Genomic DNA, 19,806 nt, shown 5'->3' with positions numbered 1-19,806 from the left:
CAGCGGTTACGGTCACGCCGCCGGGGCGGCTCAGATGACCGCGACCGCGGTGATCAGGCCGATCGCCAGGTGGGTGGTGGCCAGCAGCTTCGCGCCCGGCTGCAGCTCGGCCTCCGCGGCCAGCTCGCGGATCGAGATGCCGATCAGCTTGTCGAAGACCACCATGGAGATGGTCTGGACGGCGATGCCCACCAGGCCGAAGACCGCCGTCGCGGCCAGGCCCTCGGCCAGCCGGCCGCCGGAGGCGAAGATCGAGGCGGCCACGATCAGCCCGACCGCGGCCAGGCCGCTGGAGGTGAGCAGGGTGGCGTTGGGGTTGCGCTCGACCTTGATGATCTGGCTGAGCTTGCCGGGGATCGCCCAGTCGATGACGTAGAAGCCGATGATGAGCAGGATCAGGCCGACGGCGGCGTACGCGGCGATCGCGCCCGCACCCCGGGCGAGGGTCTCGAAGATGGTCATGGTTGCTCTATTCGATGGGGTACGAACGACGAGGTGTCATCGGTGATCAAACCACTGGTCTCACGGATTCCCAAGCCTGCGGACTCGTCGGCGACCATCCAGGCGCCCAGCACCGGGTGCTGGCCCTCGAAGTCGGGCAGCGGCTCGAAGGCCTGGTGGACGTAGCCCTCGACGCCGTAGGAGCCCGGCGTCTCGATCGTGCCCCGCGGGGTGACCACGCGCATCGACGCGCCCTCGCGGCCGAGCAGCGGCTTGGCGATGTACGACGACAGCTCGCGCGGGCCGTCGAGGTAGGCGGGCAGCAGGTTGGGGTGGCCGGGGTACAGCTCCCACAGGATCGCCAGCAGCGCCTTGTTCGACAGCAGCGTCTTCCACAGCGGCTCGATCCACGTGGTCGAGGCCGCGTGCCGTACGGCATGCTGGCCGAACCCGTCGCCCAGCATCCACTCCCACGGGTAGAGCTTGAACGCCGAGCGGATCACCCGGCCCTCCAGATCGACGAAGCGGCGGTTGGCGGGGTCCCAGCCCACGTCCTCCATCGCGATCTCCAGCGCGTACAGGCCCGCCTGCGTGGCGGTGTCCTGGAGGTAGGCCACGGTCATGGCCTCCTCGCCGGTCTCGTCGCGGTTGGTCCAGGCGAAGTGGGTGGGGCCGGTGGGCAGCACCAGCTCGCCCCAGCGCTCGATCAGCCGCTCGTGGATGGAGTTCCACTGGTCGTCGTCGGGGAAGACGTCCTGCTTCCAGAACCACTGGACGACCGAGGCCTCCAGCAGCGAGGTCGGGGTGTCGGCGTTGTACTCCAGCAGCTTGGCCGGGCCGTCGCCGTCGTAACGCAGGTCGAAGCGGCCGTAGACGTGCGGGTCGCGCCGCTGCCACGACTGGGCGATCTCCGGGGCCGCCCACGCCGGGATGGCGAAGTCCTTGAACCGGTCACGCTCGATGACGTGCTCGACCGCGGCCAGGCACATCCGGTGGAGCTCCTCGACCTGCTCCTCCAGCGCCTCGACCTCGGCCAGGCTGAAGACGTAGTGGACCGACTCGTCCCAGTACGGCCGGGGCGACCCGGTGGGGTGGGCGACGCGGTGGAAGGCCAGGCCCTGGCTCTCGACGATCTGCTCCCAGCCCTCGCGGGGGGCCGAGCGGGCTCTTCTCAACTGCCGCTGCCCCCGCGTCCGCCGAAGCCGCCGCGCTGGATCGTGGTGCCCTGCCGGGTGTTGATCGTCACGCCGGACGGGCGGATGGTCGTGCCCCTGGCCACCCGCGCGCCGATGCGCGTGCCGGCGTAGTACCACAGGAAGGCGCTGCCGGCCCCGCCGCGGTAGTGGGTGGTGTCGCAGAAGTCGTCGTCGACCACGGCGTAGGACCCGTCGGGCTGCATGGTGCTGGTGTCCACGCAGTCGGCCGTGACCTCTTCGTCGTCGTCCATCTGCGCGGCGCAGAAGCCGATGAGCAGCACGCCCACGGCCCCCACGATGGTCAGCTTCACGACCTTGGAGGACTTGCCGGACTTGGGCGGCGGCGGCTGCTGAACGGTCTGATTTGTCATCGTGCTCCCGACACTCTGTGCCTCAAGCCTACGCCTGCTTCAATGAAGGTACGGCTCCTGCTTGCATGGTGCTATGAGACCACTTGCGGCCCTTGAGGAGATCGCCCTCCTGCTGGAAGAAGCAGGTGAGGCGGCTCACCGGGTCCGCGCCTTCCGGCGCGCGGCCGCCGCCATCGCCGACCTGCCCGACGACGAGCTGGTACGGCTGGCGCACAGCGGCGAACTGACGGGGCTGGCGGGCATCGGCAAAGTCACCTCATTGGCTATAAACGAGGCACTCGACGGCCAGGTTCCCACCTACCTGCGCCGCCTGCGCGCCACGGCCGAGGTCGACCTGGGCTCCGCCGCGGGCGAACTGCGCGCGGCGCTCAAGGGCGACCTGCACAGTCACTCCGAGTGGTCGGACGGCGGCTCGCCGATCGCCGAGATGGCCGCCGCCGCGCAGGACCAGGGGCACGCCTACCTCGCGCTCACCGACCACTCGCCCCGGCTGACCGTCGCCAACGGCCTGTCGCCCGAGCGGCTGCGCGAGCAGCTCCGCGTGGTGGCCGAGCTGAACGAGCGGCTGGCGCCGTTCCGCATCCTGACCGGGATCGAGGTGGACATCCTCGCCGACGGGCGGCTCGACCAGGAGCCGGAGCTGCTGGCGCGGCTCGACGTGGTGGTGGCCAGCGTGCACTCCCAGCTCCGGATGGACCGCGAGTCGATGACCCGGCGCATGGTCACCGCCATCGCCAACCCGCACGTGGACGTGCTCGGCCACTGCACCGGGCGGATCGTCAAGGCCGGGAGCCGGCGGGGCGGGCTGCGGCCGGAGTCCGACTTCGACCCCGAGCTGGTCTTCGAGGCCTGCCGGCGGTTCGGGGTGGCGGTCGAGATCAACTCGCGGCCGGACCGGCTGGACCCGCCCAAGCGGCTGCTGCGGCAGGCGTACGAGTGGGGGTGCCTGTTCTCGATCGACTCCGACGCGCACGCGCCCGGGCAGCTCGCCTGGCAGCGGTTCGGGTGCGAGCGGGCGGCGCTGTGCGGGGTGGGGGCCGACCGGGTGGTGAACACCTGGGCGGTGGCCGACCTGCTGGCCTGGACCACCTCCTGAACCTCTCGCCGGAGCTCTGGCGGGCTGTACGCCCGGCAGGTTTGTACGGCGGGGCGGCCCGGCGGGTTTGTACGGCGGGGCGGCCCGGCGGGGTGTCCGGGGTTCGGCGGGTTTGTACGGTGGGGCCGCGCGGCGGGGTATCCGGTGGGGGAGAAGTGCCTGGCCACGGCTCCTGAACCGGGCAACTGTCGGTGGCGCGGCGTAGCGTCGCGCATGTGAACCGTACCGACCGGCTCTACGCGCTCGTCGAGGACCTGCGCGCGATCTCCCCCAGGCCACGCTCGGCACGAGAGCTGGCCGAACGTTACGGCGTGAGCGTGCGGACCATCGAGCGCGACATCATCGCCCTGCAGGGATCCGGCGTCCCCATCTACGCCGAGGCGGGCCGGCGGGGCGGCTACGCGCTGGACAAGGCGATGTCGCTGCCGCCGCTCAACTTCACCCCGGCCGAGGCCGTGGCCATCGCCCTCGCCCTGTCGCGGGCCGGCGACCAGCCCTTCGGGCAGCAGGCCCGCTCGGCGTTGCGCAAGGTCGTGGCGGCGATGCCGGGACGGGAGGGCGAGCTGGCCAGGGAACTGGCCCGCCGCGTGCAGGTGATGGCGCCCGCCGAGCCGGTCGAGGAGGTCCGCCCCCTGGGGCCGGCCGGGGTGTCCCGCTCGATCGAGGACGCTTTACTCCACCGGCGCGTCCTCAAACTCGAATACGCCGACCGCAAGGGCATGCTGACCGTCCGCGACGTCGAGCCCGGCGTGTTCCTGGGCGGCCGGGGCGGGTTCTGGTACCTCGTGGCGTGGTGCCGGCTCCGGGACGACGTGCGGGTCTTCCGGCTCGACCGGATCATGTCCGCGCTGGTCACCCCCGAGCGGGCGCCGGACCGGCCGTTGGAGGGCTACGTCTCGGACGTCCCGGAGATGCTCGTCCAGGGCGCGGTGCTCGACTAGATTCTCGATAAGTCAATCGAAAACACCGACATAGTGCTGTCGCTTGGCCGCCATATCGTTCTCTTGTTCGAGGAAAGTCGTTCGTTCAAGAGGGAGGGACGGTCATGGACAACACCGTCACGTGGTTCGAGGTCGCCACCGATGACCCGGCCGGGGTCGAGCGGTTCTACGGCGACCTGTTCGGCTGGACGTTCGCGCCCGCCGACGGGCCGATCGACTACCGGACGATCAGCTACCCCGGCGGTGGGCAGCCGGCCGGAGGCCTTTACAACACCGAGGGCCGCTTCCCCAACCACGCCCTCTTCCACGTGCAGGTCCCCGACGTCGCCGCCGCCTGCGCCCGCTCGGAGTCACTCGGCGGGAAGGTCGTGTTCCAGGAGATCGGGGGCGAGGGGCCGGGCACCGACTTCGCCTACGTCAGCGACACCTCGGGCAACCTCTTCGGCATCTTCCACCAGCGCTCCTGACCCCTCAGGCCCCCTGGTTCCCTCCGCTATCGGAGCTTTCTGACCCGCGACGTGGATGTCCGCCGGCCGGCGTTCCCCCGCCCGGCCTTCCCCCGGACCCGTTCGTCGCGTCCTGACCCGGGCTCGCCGCCCCCCGCCGAGCGGCGGCGCGCCCGGGTTAACCCCCTCGCCCCGATCCACGCCAGCGCCCGGTGCACCGCCGTACCCAGGTCTCCGGTGCACCCCAGCGCCCGGTGCACCGCCGTACCCGGGTCCCCCGGTTCACCCCAGGCCGTGCCCCAGCCTCAGCCCCAGGCCGTGGTCCCAGGCCCCAGCCCTGGAACCACACGTGCCCGGCCCCGGGACCACGCCTGCCCAGCCCGGGGTCCACCCCATCACCCGGGCTCACCTCATCCCCCGGCTCCCGGGCGAGCGGCCTGGGGAAGCCGTCAGGCGGCGCAGGTGGTGTCGGCGGCGGGGACCTTGCCCTCCAGCAGATAGGAGTTGACCGTCTTCATCACGCACGGGTTCCCGCTCAGGTAGGCCCCGTGCCCCTCACCCTCGAAGGTGACCAGCACAGCGGTCTTGAGCTGCTCGGTGAGCTTGGGCGCCCACTCGTACGGCGTCGCCGGGTCCCCCTTGCCGCCGACGACGAGGATGGGCCCCGACCCGGTGGCGTCCACCCGCTTGGCCTCGTCGCTCCCCGGCACCGGCCAGACACTGCACAGCGAGCCCGCCCCCGCACTGCCGAACAGCGGCGAGATCTTGAGCGCCGCCTCCTCGGTCCGGAGCAGCGTCTCCCGGTCCGGCCGCTCGGCGCTGTCCACGCAGGTGATCGCCGGGAAGGCGCTCATCTGGGTGTTGTACTGCCCGTCGGCGGTCCGCCCGGTGTAGGAGTCGGCCAGGTACATCAGGCCACCTCCGTCGCCCTGTGTGGCCTGCGCGAGCGCCTCCTCCAGCAACGGCCAGCTGTACTCGGAGTACAGCGCCGCGGCGATTCCGGTGGAGGCCAGACCCTGGGTGAGCTGCCGCCCGCGCACGGCCAGCGGCTGGCCGACCAGCTTGGTCATCAACGCCGCGATCTTGTCGTCGGCGGCGTCCACGGTCTTGCCGAGCTGGCAGCCCTCGGCCACGCACGCCTTGAGGAAGCTCTCGTAGGCCTGCTGGAAGCCCTTGGTCTGGGCGAGGGTGCGCTCCTCGAAGCTGACCGTCGGGTCGAGCGGCGCGTCGAGCACGGTCCGCCCGACCTGGGCCGGGAAGAGCGTCGCGTAGACGCCGCCGAGCTGCGTGCCGTACGACATGCCGAAGTAGTTGAGCTTGGCGTCGCCGAGGGCGGCGCGCAGGCGGTCCATGTCCTTGGCGGCGTTCACCGTGCCGACGTAGGGCAGGACCTTGCCGGAGTCCTGCTGGCAGAGCCCGGCAAAGGTCTTGTTGGCGGCCTCGTTGCGGGTGCGGGTCTCGGCGTTGGCGGGCAGCGTGTTGAGCGCCATGAAGGAATCCATCTGCTTGCCGTCGCCGCACCGCACCCCGTCGCTGCGCTCGACGCCCCGCGGGTCGAAGCTGACCAGGTCGTAGCGGGCGTTGAGCGGGCCGAAGGCCTTGGCGGCCTGGGCGAGGGTGTCGACGCCGGAGCCGCCCGGGCCGCCGAAGTTGAAGACGAGCGAGCCGATGCGCTTGCTCTTGTCGGTGGCCGCGACGCGGATGAGGGCCAGGTCGAGCTGCTCGCCGTCCGGCTTGGCGTAGTCGAGCGGCACCGCCAGCTTGCCGCACTGCAGGCTGGGGTCGGGCTTGGCGGGGGTGCCGCCGTCGGGGCGCGTGAGGTCGGTGCACGCGCCCCACTCGATCTGGCCGCCCTGGGCGGACGTGGCGGGCGGTTGGGTCCCGGCCGCCGACGGCGTGGGTGTGCCGCTGGTTCCGGCGCTGCTGCCGCAGGCGGCCACGGTGACGAGCACCGCGGTGGCGGTCAGGAGTCTGCGCATGGTCTTCCCCTCTCTCAGGGGGGAAGTTCTACCCACAATACGAGTGAGGCGGCGAGCACCCCTCCAGAACTCGCCGCCTCATTCCTCAAAGACGGAGCCCCCGGTTGTCTATGACGCGATTCAGCCACCGGAATTTTGCTGGCGGCGCAGATCGGCAAGCTTACGCTCAAGCTCGGCGATCTCCTGCTGACTCGGATCATAGGGGGACGGCTGGCGCCGCACGTACTGGGTCTGCACCGGCTGCTGCCCGGACTGCGGGTGGCCCGGCTGCGGCGGGTACTGCTGCGGGTACTGCGGCGGCTGCGGCTGGGAGTGCGGCTGCTGCTGGTAGGGCGCCGGCGGAAGCTGCCGCGCGGGCTGCTGCTGCAGCGGCGCGTGCTGGCCCGGCCCGCCCGGCACCTGCGGCGGCGACCACGTGCCGGGCTGCCAGCCGGGCGGCGGTCCCTGCACGACCGGCGGCCGGGCCGCCGAACGCCGGCCGCGGCGCTTGAGGATCATCAGGAAGAGCAGCCCGAGCACGACCAGCAGCAGGATGCCGCCGCCGAGCACGATCCAGAACCACATCGGCTGCGGCGTCTGGTCCTTGCCCGAGGTGATCGCGAGCTGGGTGTCGGTGATGTACTTGGCCACGTAGGAGTGGTTCGGCTGCAGCGCCTGGACCTCACGGAACTTCGGCAGCGCCGCCTCGTAGTGGTGGCGGAAGAAGTCGTCCAGCGCCTCGTTGTACTTCGTGGTCGTCGCCGAGACCGAGGGCTGGATGTTCTTCTCGTTCAGCTTCTCCTTGACCACGCTGACCGGCAGCACGAAGCTCTCCGACTCCGAGCTGGTGCCGTTGGCGTCCACGGTGCCGGCGATCAGCATGCCGATCACCTTGCCGTTGGCCGCGAAGACCGGTCCGCCGGAGTTGCCGTGGTAGGAGGGGGCCTGAGTCTGGATGTACGGCACGCCGGACTTGGTGGCCCGCATGGCGTTGAACGGGCCCTCCGTGAGCGCGGGCTCCAGGCGCGACTCCAGGCTGAAGAAGTCGGTGTTGGTGACCAGGCCGGGGAAGCCGCTGATGTAGAGCGTGTCGCCGGTGCGCACGTCGGAGTCCTCGCCGAGGGAGACCGTCGGCAGGTTCTTCTGCCCGTTGATCTTCAGCAGGGCGAAGTCCTTGCCCGGGTAGTCCTCACCGACCGAGACCAGCTCGGCGGGCACGAACTTGGCGCTCTTGTCCACGCCGCCGCCGGGGAGCGTCTGGACCACGTCCAGGCTCTGCTGCAGGCCGGTGATCTGCAGGTTGGTGGCGTTGAAGGTGGCGAAGATCTGCGCGGCGAGGTTGAGCAGCTCGGGGTCGGCGCTCTTGCCGAGGTCGGCGACGAGCGCCTTGGCGTCCTCGTCGTTGAACTTCTTCAGCGCCTGGGTGGAGAACTGGGTGGCCAGGGCGCGCTCGCTGAGCTGCACGCAGTGGGCGCCGGTGACCATGTACCCGTCCGGGGTGACCCACCAGCCGGTGCACATGCCGCCCACCTCGCCGTCCACGGTGCGGTACGGCTCGATGGCGGTGAGGTACTGGTCCGGATTCTTGGCGATCTGCTGGAAGGCCCAGCGCATGATGCTCTGCTCGTCGGAGGGGATCTTCCCGGCGAGGGCCTGCTGCCCGGCCTGGGTGCCGATCTCCTCGAGGGCCGCCTGGTTGAACTGCGGCGTGGGGACGCTCACCTTGGCCGTGTAGGTGAGGCTGGTGAGCATGATGGCGGGGTGCGTCTGCGCGGCGATCCTGGTGCCGGTCGGGACCGGGGGCGGATCGTCGGCCATCGCGGGTCCGGCGGAGAGTCCGACGGTCAGGGAAGCCGCCAGGAGAATGCTGACATAACGGTTCACAGCCTCCAACCCTCGCGAAGACGACTTGGCGCTCGCTTGTGAGAGGCTTGGACGGCCCTTGGATCCAAGGGCCGTCCAGGTCAGCGCAGGTCAGACGCCCATCGACTCGGCGTCGTTGCTCTCGGCGCCACCGGCCTCGGTGACACCGTTCTTCAGGTGGTACTTCGCGATCGCCTCGCGCAGCACCTCGGCCTGCAGCTCGCCACGCTTGACGAGCTGCGTGAGGACCGCGAGCGTGATCGAGGCGGCGTCCACGTGGAAGTGGCGGCGCAGCGCCGAGCGGGTGTCGGACAGGCCGAACCCGTCGGTGCCCAGCGAGCTCCAGTCGCCCGGAACCCACTGCGCGATCTGGTCCTGCACGGCGCGCATGTAGTCGCTGACGCCGACGAACGGCCCGCTCGCCCCGCTGAGCTTCTGCGTGACGTACGGCACGCGCGGCTCGGACTCGGGGTTGAGCAGGTTGTGCTCCTCGGCGGCCAGCGCGTCCCGGCGCAGCTCCGACCAGGAGGTCGCCGACCAGACGTCCGCGGAGACGTTCCAGTCCTCGGCCAGCATGCGCTGCGCCTCGACCGCCCACGGTCCGGCGACGCCGGAGGCCAGGATGTTGGCCTTCAGGCCCTCCTTGTCGCTGGGCGCGTAGAGGTAGAGGCCCTTGAGCAGGCCCTCCACGTCCAGGTTGGCCGGCTCGGCGGGCTGCACGTACGGCTCGTTGTAGACGGTGAGGTAGTAGAACACGTTCTCCGGCTGCTCGCCGTACATCCGCCGCAGGCCGTCCTTGATGATGTAGGACGTCTCGAAGGCCCAGCTCGGGTCGTAGGAGAGCGCGGCCGGGTTGGTCGAGGCGATCAGCGGCGTGTGCCCGTCCTCGTGCTGCAGGCCCTCGCCGTTCAGCGTCGTACGGCCGGCGGTGGCGCCCAGCAGGAAGCCGCGCGTCATCTGGTCGGCGGCCTGCCACATCTGGTCGCCGGTCCGCTGCCAGCCGAACATCGAGTAGAAGATGTAGAACGGGATCATGTGCTCGCCGTGCGTGGCGTAGCTGGAGCCGACGGCGGTGAAGCTGGCCATCGAGCCGGCCTCGTTGATGCCCTCGTGCAGGATCTGGCCCTGCTCGGACTCCTTGTAGCTGAGCAGCAGCTCCCGGTCGACGGCCTCGTAGGTCTGGCCGTGCGGGTTGTAGATCTTCGCGGTCGGGAACATCGCGTCGAGGCCGAAGGTGCGGGCCTCGTCGGGGATGATCGGCACGATGCGGTGGCCGATCTCCTTGTCCCGCATGAGGTCCTTGAGCAGGCGCGCGAAGGCCATCGTGGTGGCGACCGACTGCTTGCCCGAGCCCTTGGCGAACTGCTTGTAGACCTCGTCGCCGGGGAGCTTGAGCGCCTTGGCCCGCACGACGCGCTTGGGCAGCACGCCGCCGAGCGCCGCGCGGCGCTCCTTCATGTAGGCGATCTCTTCGTCGTTCTCGCCCGGGTGGAAGTAGGGCGGCAGGTCGCCTTCCAGCGCGGAGTCGGGGATCGGCAGGTAGAGCCGGTCGCGGAACTCCTTGAGCTCGGTCTTGCTGAGCTTCTTCATCTGGTGGGTGGCGTTGCGCGCCTCGAAGTCCTTGCCCAGCGTCCAGCCCTTGATGGTCTGGGCGAGGATGACGGTCGGCTGGCCGACGTGCTCGCGGGCCGCCTTGAAGGCCGCGTAGACCTTGCGGTAGTCGTGGCCGCCGCGCGACAGCTTGCGGATGTCGTCGTCGGTGAGGTGCTCGACCATCTTGCGCAGGCGCGGGTCGCCGCTGAAGAAGTTCTCGCGGATGTACTCGCCGGACTCGACGGAGTAGGTCTGGAACTGGCCGTCGGGCGTGGTGTTCATCTGGTTGACCAGCACGCCGTCGACGTCGGCGGCCAGGAGCGGGTCCCAGTCGCGGCCCCAGACGACCTTGATGACGTTCCAGCCCGCGCCGCGGAAGAACGACTCGAGCTCCTGGATGATCTTGCCGTTGCCGCGCACCGGGCCGTCGAGCCGCTGCAGGTTGCAGTTGATGACGAAGGTGAGGTTGTCGAGCTCCTCACGCGCGGCGATGCCGATGGGGCCGAGCGACTCGGGCTCGTCCATCTCGCCGTCGCCCAGGAAGGCCCAGACGTGGCTGCGGCTGGTGTCCTTGATCTTGCGGTTCAGCAGGTAGCGGTTGAACCGCGCCTGGTAGATCGCGCCGATCGGGCCGAGGCCCATGGAGACGGTCGGGAACTCCCAGAAGTCGGGCATGAGCCGCGGGTGCGGGTAGCTGGGCAGGCCGTGGAAGCCGTGCGACAGCTCCTGCCGGAAGGCGTCGAGCTGCGCCTCGTTGAGGCGGCCCTCCAGGAAGGCGCGGGCGTAGATGCCCGGCGCGGCGTGGCCCTGGAAGAAGACCTGGTCGCCCGACTCGCCGTGGTCCTTGCCGCGGAAGAAGTGGTTGAAGCCGACCTCGTAGAGCGAGGCGGCGCTCGCGTACGTGGCGATGTGCCCGCCGACGTTCGTGCGGGCGTTCGCGCGGGAGACCATGACGGCGGCGTTCCACCGGACATAGGCGCGGATGCGCCGCTCCACGTGCTCGTCGCCGGGGAACCAGGGCTCGCGCTCCGGCGGGATCGTGTTGATGTAGTCGGTGCTGCGCAGGCCGGGCACGCCGACCTGGTGCTCACGCGCCCTCTCCAGGAGGCGGAGCATCAGGTAGCGGGCCCGGGTTCGGCCCTCCGTCTTGACGACGTTGTCGAGCGACTCGAGCCACTCGTTGGTCTCGCTGGGGTCGACATCAGGTAGCTGGCTGGGTAGGCCGTCGCTGATGATCGAGAAACGCTGGCGTCCGGAAGCCACTGGGTCTCGCCTTCCGAGGTGGACGGATGTCTGCTTGTCGTGGGTCGTCTTCCATCCTGGTCTCTGGCTGCGGAAAGTGCGACTCTACTCACCGGTAACCAGAACGTCCCTGCTGGCAGGACCAGTAAGGTGGCCTAGACCACCGATGGTAGGACGAATCCCCGCAAAGGTTACACGTAGCCACCCGTTTAACAAGACCGCAAAACCTACGAAAATTCTCAACGTTCCGTATGGTTCGGCGGATCATGGTAGCTGTCGCATTTAGGGCCTTTCCTTCGGCCGCCTGCCGTACCAGATTGAAGAGATGAACGCGACGGTAGGAGACCGGCTCCTGATGCACGGCAACGTCGTCGGGCGGAAGGACCGAGCCGGGGAGATCGTGGAGATCCGCGGGCCGGACGGCGGCCCCCCGTACCTGGTGCGCTTCGACGACGGGCATACCGGGCTGATCTATCCCGGACCGGATGCCGTGCTGCAGCCCAGGTAGAATCGTCTTCGTGAGATCAGAGGTCGTCAGGCTGACCACGGGGTCGCACGAGACGGTGCACGACATCACCGGCCGGTGCGCCGAGTTCGTGCGCGGTGCCGGCGACGGGCTGCTGCACGTCTTCGTGCCGCACGCCACCGCGGGCGTGGCCCTGATCGAACTCGGCGCGGGCAGCGACGACGACCTGCTCTCCGCGCTGCGCGACCTGCTGCCGGCCGACTCCCGGTGGCAGCACAGCCACGGGTCGCCCGGGCACGGCCGATCTCACGTGATGCCCGCCTTTATCCCCCCATACGCGACCGTTCCCGTTCTCGGCGGACGGCTCGCGCTTGGCACCTGGCAGTCCATCGCCGTCGTCGATCTGAACGTGGACAACCCTGAGCGTGAGGTCAGGTTGTCGTTCATCGGCGGTTGACCGTTGACGACTGAGGGTCACAGCGTGTGGACTGTCCCGAAGCGATAACCGCATACCAGGAGGGATACAAGTGAGCGCGACCGCGGGTCAGGCGCAGGGCGAGCGCGGCCTGGCCGAACGACTCGGACTCAAGCCGGGTCAGGTGGTGCAGGAGATCGGTTGGGACGAGGACGTCGACGACGAGCTTCGCGAGTCCATCGAGAACCTGACCGGCAACGAACTGCTCGACGAGGACACCGACGACGTCGTGGACGTCGTGCTGCTGTGGTGGCGTGACGGTGACGGCGACCTGTTCGACGTGTTGAGCGACGCCATGCGAGGTCTCGCCGAAGGCGGCCAGATCTGGCTGCTGACTCCGAAGGCCGGACGGGACGGCCACGTGGAGCCGAGCGACATCGGCGAGGACGCCGCCACCGCGGGTCTCTCGCAGACCAGCAGCATCTCCGCTGCGCCCGACTGGTCCGGCACGAGGCTGGCCACGCCCAAGGGGCGACGCTGACCGTCGCGCCCGACTTCGAGCTGAAGGACCAGCACGGCGCGCCCGTCCGGCTCTCCGGGCTGCGCGGCCGCCGTGTCGTGCTGGTCTTCTTCCCTCTGGCCTTCACCGGGGTGTGCCAGGGCGAGCTCACCGAACTCGCCGAACGACGCGACGAGTTCCCGGCCGACGTCGAGATCCTGGCCGTCTCGGTCGACTCGCTGTTCACCTTGCGTGCCTGGGCGGACCAGAAGGGCTTTCCCTTCCCGCTTCTCTCCGATTTCTGGCCACACGGACAGGTCGCGCGGGCGTACGGTGTGTTCGACGATGACAAGGGGGTCGCCCGGCGGGGGACCTTCGTCATCGACGGCGACGGCGTGATTCTCTGGTCGATCGTCACCCCGATCACCGAGCCACGTGACGTCGGCGCATATCTCAAGGCCTTGTCGTAGGAGGTTCCCATGCCCTGCTATCGCTGCGGGGCCCGGCAGACGGACCCCGTGCGCGGCGCCTCGCCCTGGCGGCGGGGGGTGAGCAACGAGGTGCAGGTGCTGATCTGCCCCGACTGCCAACGGCTGCACGACCTTGCCCTCGACACCTGCTCCACCTGTGCCTCCACGGCGCTCATCTGCCGGCTCGGCGAGGTGGAGTGCCGGGGGTGCGGTGCGGTACGGCAGGCGTCGGGGGGCGCGGGGGAGCGGCGCGAACTGGTCACCACGGTGCCTGGGTTGTCGGCCGAGGTCGAGGCGGCCCTCGAGCGCGTCCTCGGCCGCCGCTGACGCTACTCGTGTGCCGCGGCCTTCGTGTGCCGACTTCGATTTCCCGGCTTCCTGCGTGCCGCGGCCTTCGTGTGCCGGGCTTCCCGTCTCCCGTCTCCCGCCTTCGGCTTCGCGGGCTGGGCTCCTGTGTAAGACCCTGGTGAAACGGGTGCTCAGCCCCATTTCGTGACATGCGCTATCTTCTGGTGTCGTGAGCGGACTCCTGCCTGGGTCCCTCGCGCGCCTGAAGGAGAGCACGTGAGTTCGTTCGTTGTCGCCCTCGATGTCGGTGGTACGTCCATGAAGGGCGGCCTGGTCGACGAGACCGGCGTCGTGTTGCTGACCGAGCGCCGGCCCACCCCCCGGGGCGAGGGCGGCCACGCGGCCGTCGAAGCGATCCGCACCTTCGTGAGCGACCTCGCCGCCTCCGGCGACGGCACCCCCTCCGGCGTCGGCGTCGCCGTACCCGGACTCGTCTCGCCCGGCACCGCCCACTACTCGGCCAACATCGGCTGGCGTGACGTCCCCGCCACCGCCTTCACCGCGCTCGACCTGCCGGTCATCCTCGGCCACGACGTCCAGACCGGCGGCCTCGCCGAGAGCGTCCTGGGCGCCGGACGCGGCGTCTCCGACTTCCTCTTCCTCCCCATCGGCACCGGCATCGCCGGCGCCATGATCCTTCGCGGGGCACCGTACGGCGGAGCCTCCGGCTGGGGCGGCGAGATCGGCCACATCCCCGTCTTCCCCGACGGCGAGCAGTGCGCCTGCGGCCAGTTCGGCTGCCTGGAGCAGTACGCCTCCGCCTCTGCCGTCGGCCGCCGCTACTCCCAGCGCTCCGGCCTCCCCGACGTCCGCGCCGAGCAGGTCGTCGCCTCGGACGACCCCCTGGCCATCGAGGTCTGGGACGAGGCCGTCGAGGCCCTCTCCCTCGCCCTGGCCACCTACACCCTCCTCCTCGACCCCTCGGTCATCGTCCTCGGCGGTGGCCTGGCCGAGGCCGGCCCGGCCCTCTTCGACCCGGTCCGTACCCGCCTCGTCAAGCGCCTCGCCTTCCGTGACGCCCCGCCCCTCGTCCCGGCCGCCCTAGGCGTCGACGCCGGCATGCTCGGCGCCGCCCTCCTCGGCTGGCGCGCCGCCGGCCACCCCGCCATCGGCGAGGGCTGGAGTTTGGATGTGCGATCGGGGCCTGTCGTGTCGTAAGGTGTAGTGCCGATCAGGGGACGGTTAGCTCAGCGGTAGAGCATCCGCCTTACAAGCGGAGGGTCACTGGTTCGAACCCAGTACCGTCCACCAGCGCATCGAAGCCCAGTAGCTTGACTGCTACTGGGCTTTCGCGTCATCGGCTCGCACGGGGCTGGTGGGTTTCTGGCCGGCTTCCCACGCAGCTCAGCTCGTGGCGTTGGCGGCCATGAAGAGCAGGACAACGCCGACGGCGACACCGGCAACGGCCATCGCGCCAAGGGTGCTGACCGGTTTGGACTCCTTCGTGTTCTTGCTCGCATGCTGGATCAGCGCAGCCAGCACGACCCAGCCAATCGCTGCGAAGGCCAAAAGGTAGGCAGCGCCGTAGGTATCGGTCAAGCTGCGGGTGATCTCATCGCTCATGGTGCGTGTGATCCTTTCGGAATCGCCGGCAAGGGACAAGACCGTGCCGACCCCCGCCGCCCTAGTCCCTGGTATCGGGCGGTATCCGGCAATAGCGCTTTATGGCGGCGCGGCGAGCTGCTACAGGGTGTCCCGGGAGTTCCGTCGAGGGCTCTTCGTTGGCGTTCCAGATCCGGCACGGGGATGAACTGGACGTCGGCTGTCGTCATGGGACCGGGGCAGCTCTCAGAATCAATGCGACTTGACGGTCTCCGGTGCACCGAGGCCCTTGTCGGAACGTGCCTGCGGGGGTGGTGCGGGAGTCCCCACACTCATAGGCTGCTGGTCTTGATCTTCGGAAGGTGCCAGGTGCGTAAAGTCGCTGCAGCCATCGCCATCGTCTTGCCTCTGGCGGGTTGTGTGCCATTGGGTGGGGTCGTGGAGCGGCGTCAGAGTGTTTTCGATTTACCTCCGAGCACACGGGCTCTTGCGGATCTCACGCAGGGGGTCAAGGGCAAGGTGCTGCTTCATCACATCGACGATCAAGGCATAAGCCAGGGCTGGACGAAAAGACTCAGGATGGGGACATCGTTTTGGGTCCAACTTGATTGCGTCGGGGTGACTGGAACGATGATCGTCCGCATTGGAGGGTCTCAGGTTCCTCATCGGTGCTCTTCAAAGGGACCCCGCGGTATACGGATCAGCGCATCCCCTGACACGGTTGCTCTTCGTGAGGTCACGGTGGAGGTGCCGGACAAGGCCAAGTGGGCCGTTCTCATTTGGAAGCTTCCGAAGGCCAGGTAGGGGCCAAGCGGTCGGTTTCTGAAGCCGGTGAACAGGGGTGGAACGGTCACCCTGTCGGGCTCCTGCAAGCTCCAAGGGTGGTCCGTGTGGCTTGAGTCGCTTGCCGTACAGATGGAAGAGCAACAGGTTCGTGCACGAGCTTCAGGGATGATGGGTTATCCAGCCGGGAATCGGATTGACCTTGGATGGCGGTTAGTGCAAGGACCGTGGGCTGAAGGCGCTACGTCGCGAGGGGCGTTTCCGGGCTGGAGGATCTGGGACGACAGGGTTCGCCGTTGGTGGGGTGACCAGTGGTCACGACAAGGTCACCGCTCTTCTGCAGCCATAGAGAGACCTCAAGCGGTAAGTGAGGAGTTCCCGGCCGAGAGTCCGAGCGCTGGTCGATTACGGTTCCAGGCGGGCGTGGTGCTGCTCGCCACCTGCGGAAGCTCTTCTGTGGTGCAGACGAGGGCGTGGAGCTCCCGGAAAATCACGGAACGTAGCGATACCATCACCGCATGAGCGGAAGAGTCGTGCACTTTGAGATTCCTGCTGACAACGTCGACCGGGCCAGTGCGTTCTATCGGGAGGCCTTCGGGTGGCAGCTTCAGCCGGTGCCCGAGATGGACTACACCATGGTCATGACCACGCCCATCGACGAGCAGGGCATGCCGACCGAGGCCGGGGGGATCAACGGCGGGATGTTCGATCGGAGCGGCGAGGGGGGCAAGTTCAAGACGCCGGTGATCGTGATCGACGTGACAAGCGTCGATGAGGCGCTGGAGAAGGTCGAGTCCCTCGGCGGCCAGGTCATCTCGCCCAAGATGGCGGTCGGGGACATGGGCTTCGCCGGCTACTTCACCGACTCGGAGGGCAACATCATGGGGTTGTGGGAGTCGGCTCAGGGCTGACCTGCGAACCGGTGGAAAGGCGATCTCCCTGGGTGGGAGGTCGCCTTTGGCGTGTCAGTGGTGGATCAGGGCCTCGACGAGGGGGCGGATGGTGGTTTCCATGTCCTGGCGGGCGGCGGTCGGGTCGGGGGCGGCGCTGATGTAGAGGGCGGCCTCGTCGGCGACGGCGAGGAGGAGGTGGGCCAGGGGCCGGGCGGGGAGCGGGGAGAGGGTTCCGTCGCGCATGCCCTGGGCGAGGACGTGTTCGATGAGGCCGAGGATGTGCGGCTGGCAGATGTCGCGCCAGCGGGCCCAGCCCAGTACGGAGGGGCCGTCGATCAGGACGATGCGGCGTACCTCGGCACGCTGGCAGGCGTCGAGCCAGGCCTGGAGGCTGGCCATCATCAGCGTGACGAAGTCGGCCTCGGCCTCGGCGTCGACGGCGGCGGCGAGCTGGGTGGTGACCTCGCCTTCCACGTCCGCGAGGACGGCGGCGAAGAGTTCGGTCTTGTCGCCGAAGTGGTGGTAGAGCGCGCCACGGCTGACGGCGGCGTCGCGGACGATGGCCTCGGTGCCGACGCCGGCGAATCCGTGCTCGGCGAAGAGCCTCCTGCCTGCGGCGATGAGGGCGGTACGGGTGGCGGCGGTGCGGTCCGCTTGCGTGCGGCGGGATATTTGCATACAGTCTGTCCGTAAGTTACATGCAGGTTGTATCTTTCTGAGGATTCTCGCATGCCGATCATCGAGCTTCCGCAAGGACCTGTCAGTTACCGAATCGCCGGGCCGGAAAAGGGTGAGGTGGCCGCGCCGCCGGTGGTGTTCGTGCACGCGTTCTTAGTGGACGGCTCGGTCTGGTCCGCCGTCGCCGAACGGCTGGCCGAGCAGGGGATCCGCTCCTACGCCCCCGACTGGCCCCTCGGGGCCCACCGCACCCCGCTCAAGAACGACGCCGACCAGTCGCCGCGCGGCGTGGCGGGCCAGATCCTCGCCTTTCTGGAGGCGCTCGACCTGCACGACGTCACCCTCGTCGGCAACGACACCGGGGGAGCGCTCTGCCAGTACGTGCTCGACCTCGACGCCCGGCGGATCGGGCGGGTCGTGCTCACCAACTGCGACGCGTTCGACACCTTCCCGCCCTTCCCGTTCAACGTGATCTTCCGGCTGCTCGGCGGGGAAGGCCGGATGTGGTTCAACCTGCAGCCCATGCGCTGGCGCGCCTTCCGGCACTCGCCGCTCGGCCTGGGGCTGCTCGCCAACAAGCTGGACCCGGTCCAGAGCAGGAGCTGGATGGAGCCGAGCCTGAGCAACCGGGAGATCCGGCGCGACGCCACCCGCTTCCTGCGGGCCATCGATCCGAAGGAACTGCTCGACGTGTCCACCCGGCTCAAGGAGTTCGCCGGGCCGGTGAAGATCGTCTGGGGGATGGCCGACCCGGCGTTCAAGCCCGCGCTCGGCCGGCGGCTGCGGGCGGCTTTCCGCGACGCCACGCTGGTCGAGGTGCCCGGTGCGCGGACCTTCGTCCAGCTCGACGCGCCCGACGTGCTCGCTGCGGAGATCGCCGCGCTGGCTCCGCCGTACGGGCAGGAGACAGAGGTACGGCGAAGCGCAACGGGCGGCGGCTCCGGCGAGTAGGGCGCGATCGCTGGGTTAGCGGGGTCGGGGGCCCTTCTTCTTGCCCTGGTTGCTCTGTCGGCCGGGCGGCACGGACCGGCGGTTGGGCGCGGGCTTGCGCTGAGCCGGCTTCTTCCCGGCGGCGGCCGGCGGGGTACGGCCGCGCGAGCTGTTGGCCGTACGGCCGCGGACGATCCCGATGAAGTCCTCCACCAGGTCGGTCGTCGCCTCGGCCGGCCAGGCGAGCGCGACCTGCGACTGCGGGCAGTCCAGGACCGGCCGGTAGGTGAGGTCGCGCCGGTGGTACAGCCGGGCCAGCGACTGCGGCACCAGCAGCAGCCCAGCCCCGGACGCCACCAGCTCGACCGCCTCGGCCGTGGTCTCGGGCCGGGTGAAGGCGGGCTGGCCCGGACGGGACGGCCACTCGATGGTGTCGTCCAGCGGGTGGAAGACGTCGTCGTCGGCCAGGTCGGCGACCTCCACCTCGTCGGCCGCGGCCACCGCGTGGTCCTTGGGCACGACGACCACCGTGGTCTCGACGTACAGGGGGATCACGCTGAGCCCCTCCCGGTCCACCGGCAACCGGACGAATCCCGCGTCGGCCCCGCCGTTCCGCAGCAGGTCGGCCACCTCGCCGACGGTGGCCGCGACCAGCGTGAGCGGCACGTCGGGCAGCCGCTCCGTCCAGATGTTCACCCATTTGGCCGGCGTCACGCCGGGCACGTACGCCAGCCGGAACGTCCTGCCGCTCTCCCCATCAGTCACCTCACCAGGGTATCGATGTCAAGGGGACCGCCTCCGACTGATTACCCTTGACCCATGACCTCGCTCAAGCCCAAGACGACCCAGACGATGAAGCCCGCGACCGCGGCCAAGAAGCTGGGTGTCCTCCTGTCGGCCACGCCGGCCGAGTTCCAGGAGGGCGTGGTCTCCCGGGACGAGCTCAACGCCATGCAGGCCACCCCGCCCGCCTGGCTCACCGACCTGCGCCGCAACGGCCCCCACCCCCGGCAGGTCGTGGCCGCCAAGCTCGGGGTCTCCATCTCCGGCCTGGCCCGGGCGGGCATCACCGAGCCGCTCACCACCGCCGAGATCGACGCGCTCAAGGCGGAGAACCCGGAGTGGCTGGAGCGCGAGCGGACCATCCAGGCCGAGGCCCGCAAGGAAGCACTCCGTCTCAAGGACCGAGCCTGACGAACCTGCCGGGCGGCCCTGGGAGGAGTCTGCGTAGACTCCGGTACATGGCCCCTGTGCTGGTGTTCGACGGTGATTGCGGCTTCTGTGCCACCTGTGTCCGCTTCGTCGAGCGGCGGTTGCGGACCTCGGCGCGGATCACCGCCTGGCAGTTCGCCGACCTGGGTGAGTTGGGCGTCACCGCCGAGCGGGCCACCTACGAGCTGCTGTGGATCGACGGCCCAAGGGTGTACGGCGGAGCCCAGGCGGTGGCGAAGCTGCTGATCGACGCCGGGCTGCCGTGGAGCCTGGCGGGCTGGGCGCTGCGGGTGCCGCCGCTGCGGTGGGTGGCGCACGCCGTGTACCGGCTGGTGGCGCGGAACCGGCATCGGCTGCCGGGCGGGACGCCGGCCTGTGCGTTGCCGCCGAGATGACCCTCCAGAGCGAGCAGAATTATGCTCT

At 69.5% G+C, this 19,806-nt stretch carries 22 protein-coding genes and 1 tRNA gene; 14 read left to right on the top strand and 9 right to left on the bottom strand.

The genetic code is table 11. The annotated features are described in order from the left end of the window. Positions 1 to 30: 30 nt before the first annotated feature. From ACIBG7_RS28645 to ACIBG7_RS28635, 3 genes are read right to left on the bottom strand one after another with little or no spacing between them, the layout of a single operon-like run. Positions 31 to 462, bottom strand: coding sequence for a DUF350 domain-containing protein (locus tag ACIBG7_RS28645; protein WP_357921792.1), 432 nt, complete (start codon positions 460 to 462; stop codon positions 31 to 33). Further along, positions 459 to 1,616 carry a glutathionylspermidine synthase family protein gene (locus ACIBG7_RS28640; protein WP_397338248.1) on the bottom strand — a complete coding sequence of 386 codons (1,158 nt, stop codon included), beginning with the start codon at positions 1,614 to 1,616 and terminating at the stop codon, positions 459 to 461. The genes ACIBG7_RS28645 and ACIBG7_RS28640 overlap by 4 nt, the downstream gene beginning before the upstream one ends. Continuing rightward, entirely contained in the window at positions 1,613 to 2,008 is a 396-nt protein-coding gene (locus ACIBG7_RS28635; RefSeq protein ID WP_357921786.1) for a hypothetical protein, read from the bottom strand. Before ACIBG7_RS28635 ends, ACIBG7_RS28640 begins: the two co-directional genes overlap by 4 nt. A gap of 73 nt (positions 2,009 to 2,081) precedes the next feature. Here ACIBG7_RS28635 and ACIBG7_RS28630 point away from each other — a divergent pair, with 73 nt between their 5' ends. The 3 genes from ACIBG7_RS28630 to ACIBG7_RS28620 all read left to right on the top strand — a co-directional run bounded on the left by ACIBG7_RS28630 (position 2,082) and on the right by ACIBG7_RS28620 (position 4,512). Continuing rightward, a complete protein-coding gene (locus tag ACIBG7_RS28630; RefSeq protein ID WP_397338246.1) occupies positions 2,082 to 3,104 on the top strand; it encodes a PHP domain-containing protein in 1,023 nt (340 codons plus the stop codon). A gap of 215 nt (positions 3,105 to 3,319) precedes the next feature. Continuing rightward, positions 3,320 to 4,045 carry a YafY family protein gene (locus tag ACIBG7_RS28625; protein ID WP_357921780.1) on the top strand — a complete coding sequence of 242 codons (726 nt, stop codon included), beginning with the start codon at positions 3,320 to 3,322 and terminating at the stop codon, positions 4,043 to 4,045. Between the two features lie 104 nt (positions 4,046 to 4,149). Then, entirely contained in the window at positions 4,150 to 4,512 is a 363-nt protein-coding gene (locus ACIBG7_RS28620) for a VOC family protein (RefSeq protein ID WP_397338245.1), read from the top strand. Positions 4,513 to 4,940: 428 nt separating this feature from the next. On the opposite strand, the gene ACIBG7_RS28615 is transcribed toward ACIBG7_RS28620, so the two are convergent. The 3 genes from ACIBG7_RS28615 to aceE all read right to left on the bottom strand — a co-directional run bounded on the left by ACIBG7_RS28615 (position 4,941) and on the right by aceE (position 11,168). Continuing rightward, positions 4,941 to 6,470, bottom strand: a complete 1,530-nt coding sequence (locus ACIBG7_RS28615) for an alpha/beta hydrolase (RefSeq protein WP_397338244.1) — start codon at positions 6,468 to 6,470, stop codon at positions 4,941 to 4,943. A 120-nt stretch (positions 6,471 to 6,590) separates the two neighbouring features. Then, positions 6,591 to 8,333 (bottom strand): serine protease, encoded by a 1,743-nt coding sequence (locus ACIBG7_RS28610; RefSeq protein ID WP_397338243.1) that lies wholly within the window; start codon positions 8,331 to 8,333, stop codon positions 6,591 to 6,593. Between the two features lie 90 nt (positions 8,334 to 8,423). Next, the gene (gene aceE, locus ACIBG7_RS28605) at positions 8,424 to 11,168 is read right to left on the bottom strand and encodes a pyruvate dehydrogenase (acetyl-transferring), homodimeric type (RefSeq protein ID WP_357921769.1); all 2,745 of its coding nucleotides are present in this window, start codon (positions 11,166 to 11,168) and stop codon (positions 8,424 to 8,426) included. 304 nt (positions 11,169 to 11,472) lie between these two features. Here aceE and ACIBG7_RS28600 point away from each other — a divergent pair, with 304 nt between their 5' ends. The 7 genes from ACIBG7_RS28600 (at position 11,473) to ACIBG7_RS28570 (ending at position 14,596) form a co-directional block, all read left to right on the top strand. Continuing rightward, complete coding sequence (locus ACIBG7_RS28600; protein ID WP_357921766.1) at positions 11,473 to 11,655, top strand: DUF1918 domain-containing protein; 183 nt, start codon at positions 11,473 to 11,475, stop codon at positions 11,653 to 11,655. A 10-nt stretch (positions 11,656 to 11,665) separates the two neighbouring features. Continuing rightward, positions 11,666 to 12,070: a YjbQ family protein gene (locus ACIBG7_RS28595; RefSeq protein WP_397338242.1), complete on the top strand. Its 405-nt coding sequence runs from the start codon at positions 11,666 to 11,668 to the stop codon at positions 12,068 to 12,070. Between the two features lie 70 nt (positions 12,071 to 12,140). Further along, positions 12,141 to 12,569 (top strand): DUF3052 domain-containing protein, encoded by a 429-nt coding sequence (locus tag ACIBG7_RS28590; protein WP_357921760.1) that lies wholly within the window; start codon positions 12,141 to 12,143, stop codon positions 12,567 to 12,569. Further along, positions 12,566 to 12,997, top strand: a complete 432-nt coding sequence (locus ACIBG7_RS28585; protein ID WP_357922179.1) for a peroxiredoxin — start codon at positions 12,566 to 12,568, stop codon at positions 12,995 to 12,997. Before ACIBG7_RS28590 ends, ACIBG7_RS28585 begins: the two co-directional genes overlap by 4 nt. A 9-nt stretch (positions 12,998 to 13,006) precedes the next feature. Further along, on the top strand, positions 13,007 to 13,324 hold the full coding sequence (locus ACIBG7_RS28580; RefSeq protein WP_357921757.1) for a hypothetical protein: 318 nt from the start codon (positions 13,007 to 13,009) through the stop codon (positions 13,322 to 13,324). A gap of 237 nt (positions 13,325 to 13,561) precedes the next feature. After that, positions 13,562 to 14,503 (top strand): ROK family protein, encoded by a 942-nt coding sequence (locus tag ACIBG7_RS28575; protein WP_357921754.1) that lies wholly within the window; start codon positions 13,562 to 13,564, stop codon positions 14,501 to 14,503. An 18-nt stretch (positions 14,504 to 14,521) separates the two neighbouring features. Further along, positions 14,522 to 14,596, top strand: a tRNA-Val gene (locus ACIBG7_RS28570). 93 nt (positions 14,597 to 14,689) lie between these two features. On the opposite strand, the gene ACIBG7_RS28565 is transcribed toward ACIBG7_RS28570, so the two are convergent. Beyond that, the gene (locus ACIBG7_RS28565) at positions 14,690 to 14,908 is read right to left on the bottom strand and encodes a hypothetical protein (protein ID WP_397338241.1); all 219 of its coding nucleotides are present in this window, start codon (positions 14,906 to 14,908) and stop codon (positions 14,690 to 14,692) included. A gap of 1,280 nt (positions 14,909 to 16,188) precedes the next feature. On the opposite strand from ACIBG7_RS28565, the gene ACIBG7_RS28560 reads away from it, so the two are divergent. Beyond that, positions 16,189 to 16,581, top strand: coding sequence for a VOC family protein (locus ACIBG7_RS28560; RefSeq protein WP_397338240.1), 393 nt, complete (start codon positions 16,189 to 16,191; stop codon positions 16,579 to 16,581). A gap of 54 nt (positions 16,582 to 16,635) precedes the next feature. Here the strand turns inward: ACIBG7_RS28560 and ACIBG7_RS28555 are convergent, their stop codons facing one another. Next, positions 16,636 to 17,241, bottom strand: coding sequence for a TetR/AcrR family transcriptional regulator (locus ACIBG7_RS28555; RefSeq protein WP_397338239.1), 606 nt, complete (start codon positions 17,239 to 17,241; stop codon positions 16,636 to 16,638). A gap of 51 nt (positions 17,242 to 17,292) precedes the next feature. On the opposite strand from ACIBG7_RS28555, the gene ACIBG7_RS28550 reads away from it, so the two are divergent. Further along, positions 17,293 to 18,192 (top strand): alpha/beta fold hydrolase, encoded by a 900-nt coding sequence (locus ACIBG7_RS28550; RefSeq protein WP_397338238.1) that lies wholly within the window; start codon positions 17,293 to 17,295, stop codon positions 18,190 to 18,192. Positions 18,193 to 18,207: 15 nt separating this feature from the next. Here the strand turns inward: ACIBG7_RS28550 and ACIBG7_RS28545 are convergent, their stop codons facing one another. Next, positions 18,208 to 18,936, bottom strand: a complete 729-nt coding sequence (locus ACIBG7_RS28545; RefSeq protein WP_397338237.1) for a LysR family substrate-binding domain-containing protein — start codon at positions 18,934 to 18,936, stop codon at positions 18,208 to 18,210. Positions 18,937 to 18,990: 54 nt separating this feature from the next. On the opposite strand from ACIBG7_RS28545, the gene ACIBG7_RS28540 reads away from it, so the two are divergent. Together ACIBG7_RS28540 and ACIBG7_RS28535 are read left to right on the top strand one after the other, a co-directional pair. Next, on the top strand, positions 18,991 to 19,365 hold the full coding sequence (locus ACIBG7_RS28540; RefSeq protein WP_357921736.1) for a DUF5997 family protein: 375 nt from the start codon (positions 18,991 to 18,993) through the stop codon (positions 19,363 to 19,365). Between the two features lie 47 nt (positions 19,366 to 19,412). Continuing rightward, positions 19,413 to 19,778, top strand: coding sequence for a DUF393 domain-containing protein (locus ACIBG7_RS28535; protein WP_357921733.1), 366 nt, complete (start codon positions 19,413 to 19,415; stop codon positions 19,776 to 19,778). Positions 19,779 to 19,806: the final 28 nt, after the last annotated feature.

Source organism: Nonomuraea sp. NPDC050328, from assembly GCF_044459405.1.
GTDB lineage: Bacteria > Actinomycetota > Actinomycetes > Streptosporangiales > Streptosporangiaceae > Nonomuraea.
Note: the sequence above shows the minus strand (reverse complement) of the source record. Positions and strands in the feature narration are given on the sequence as shown.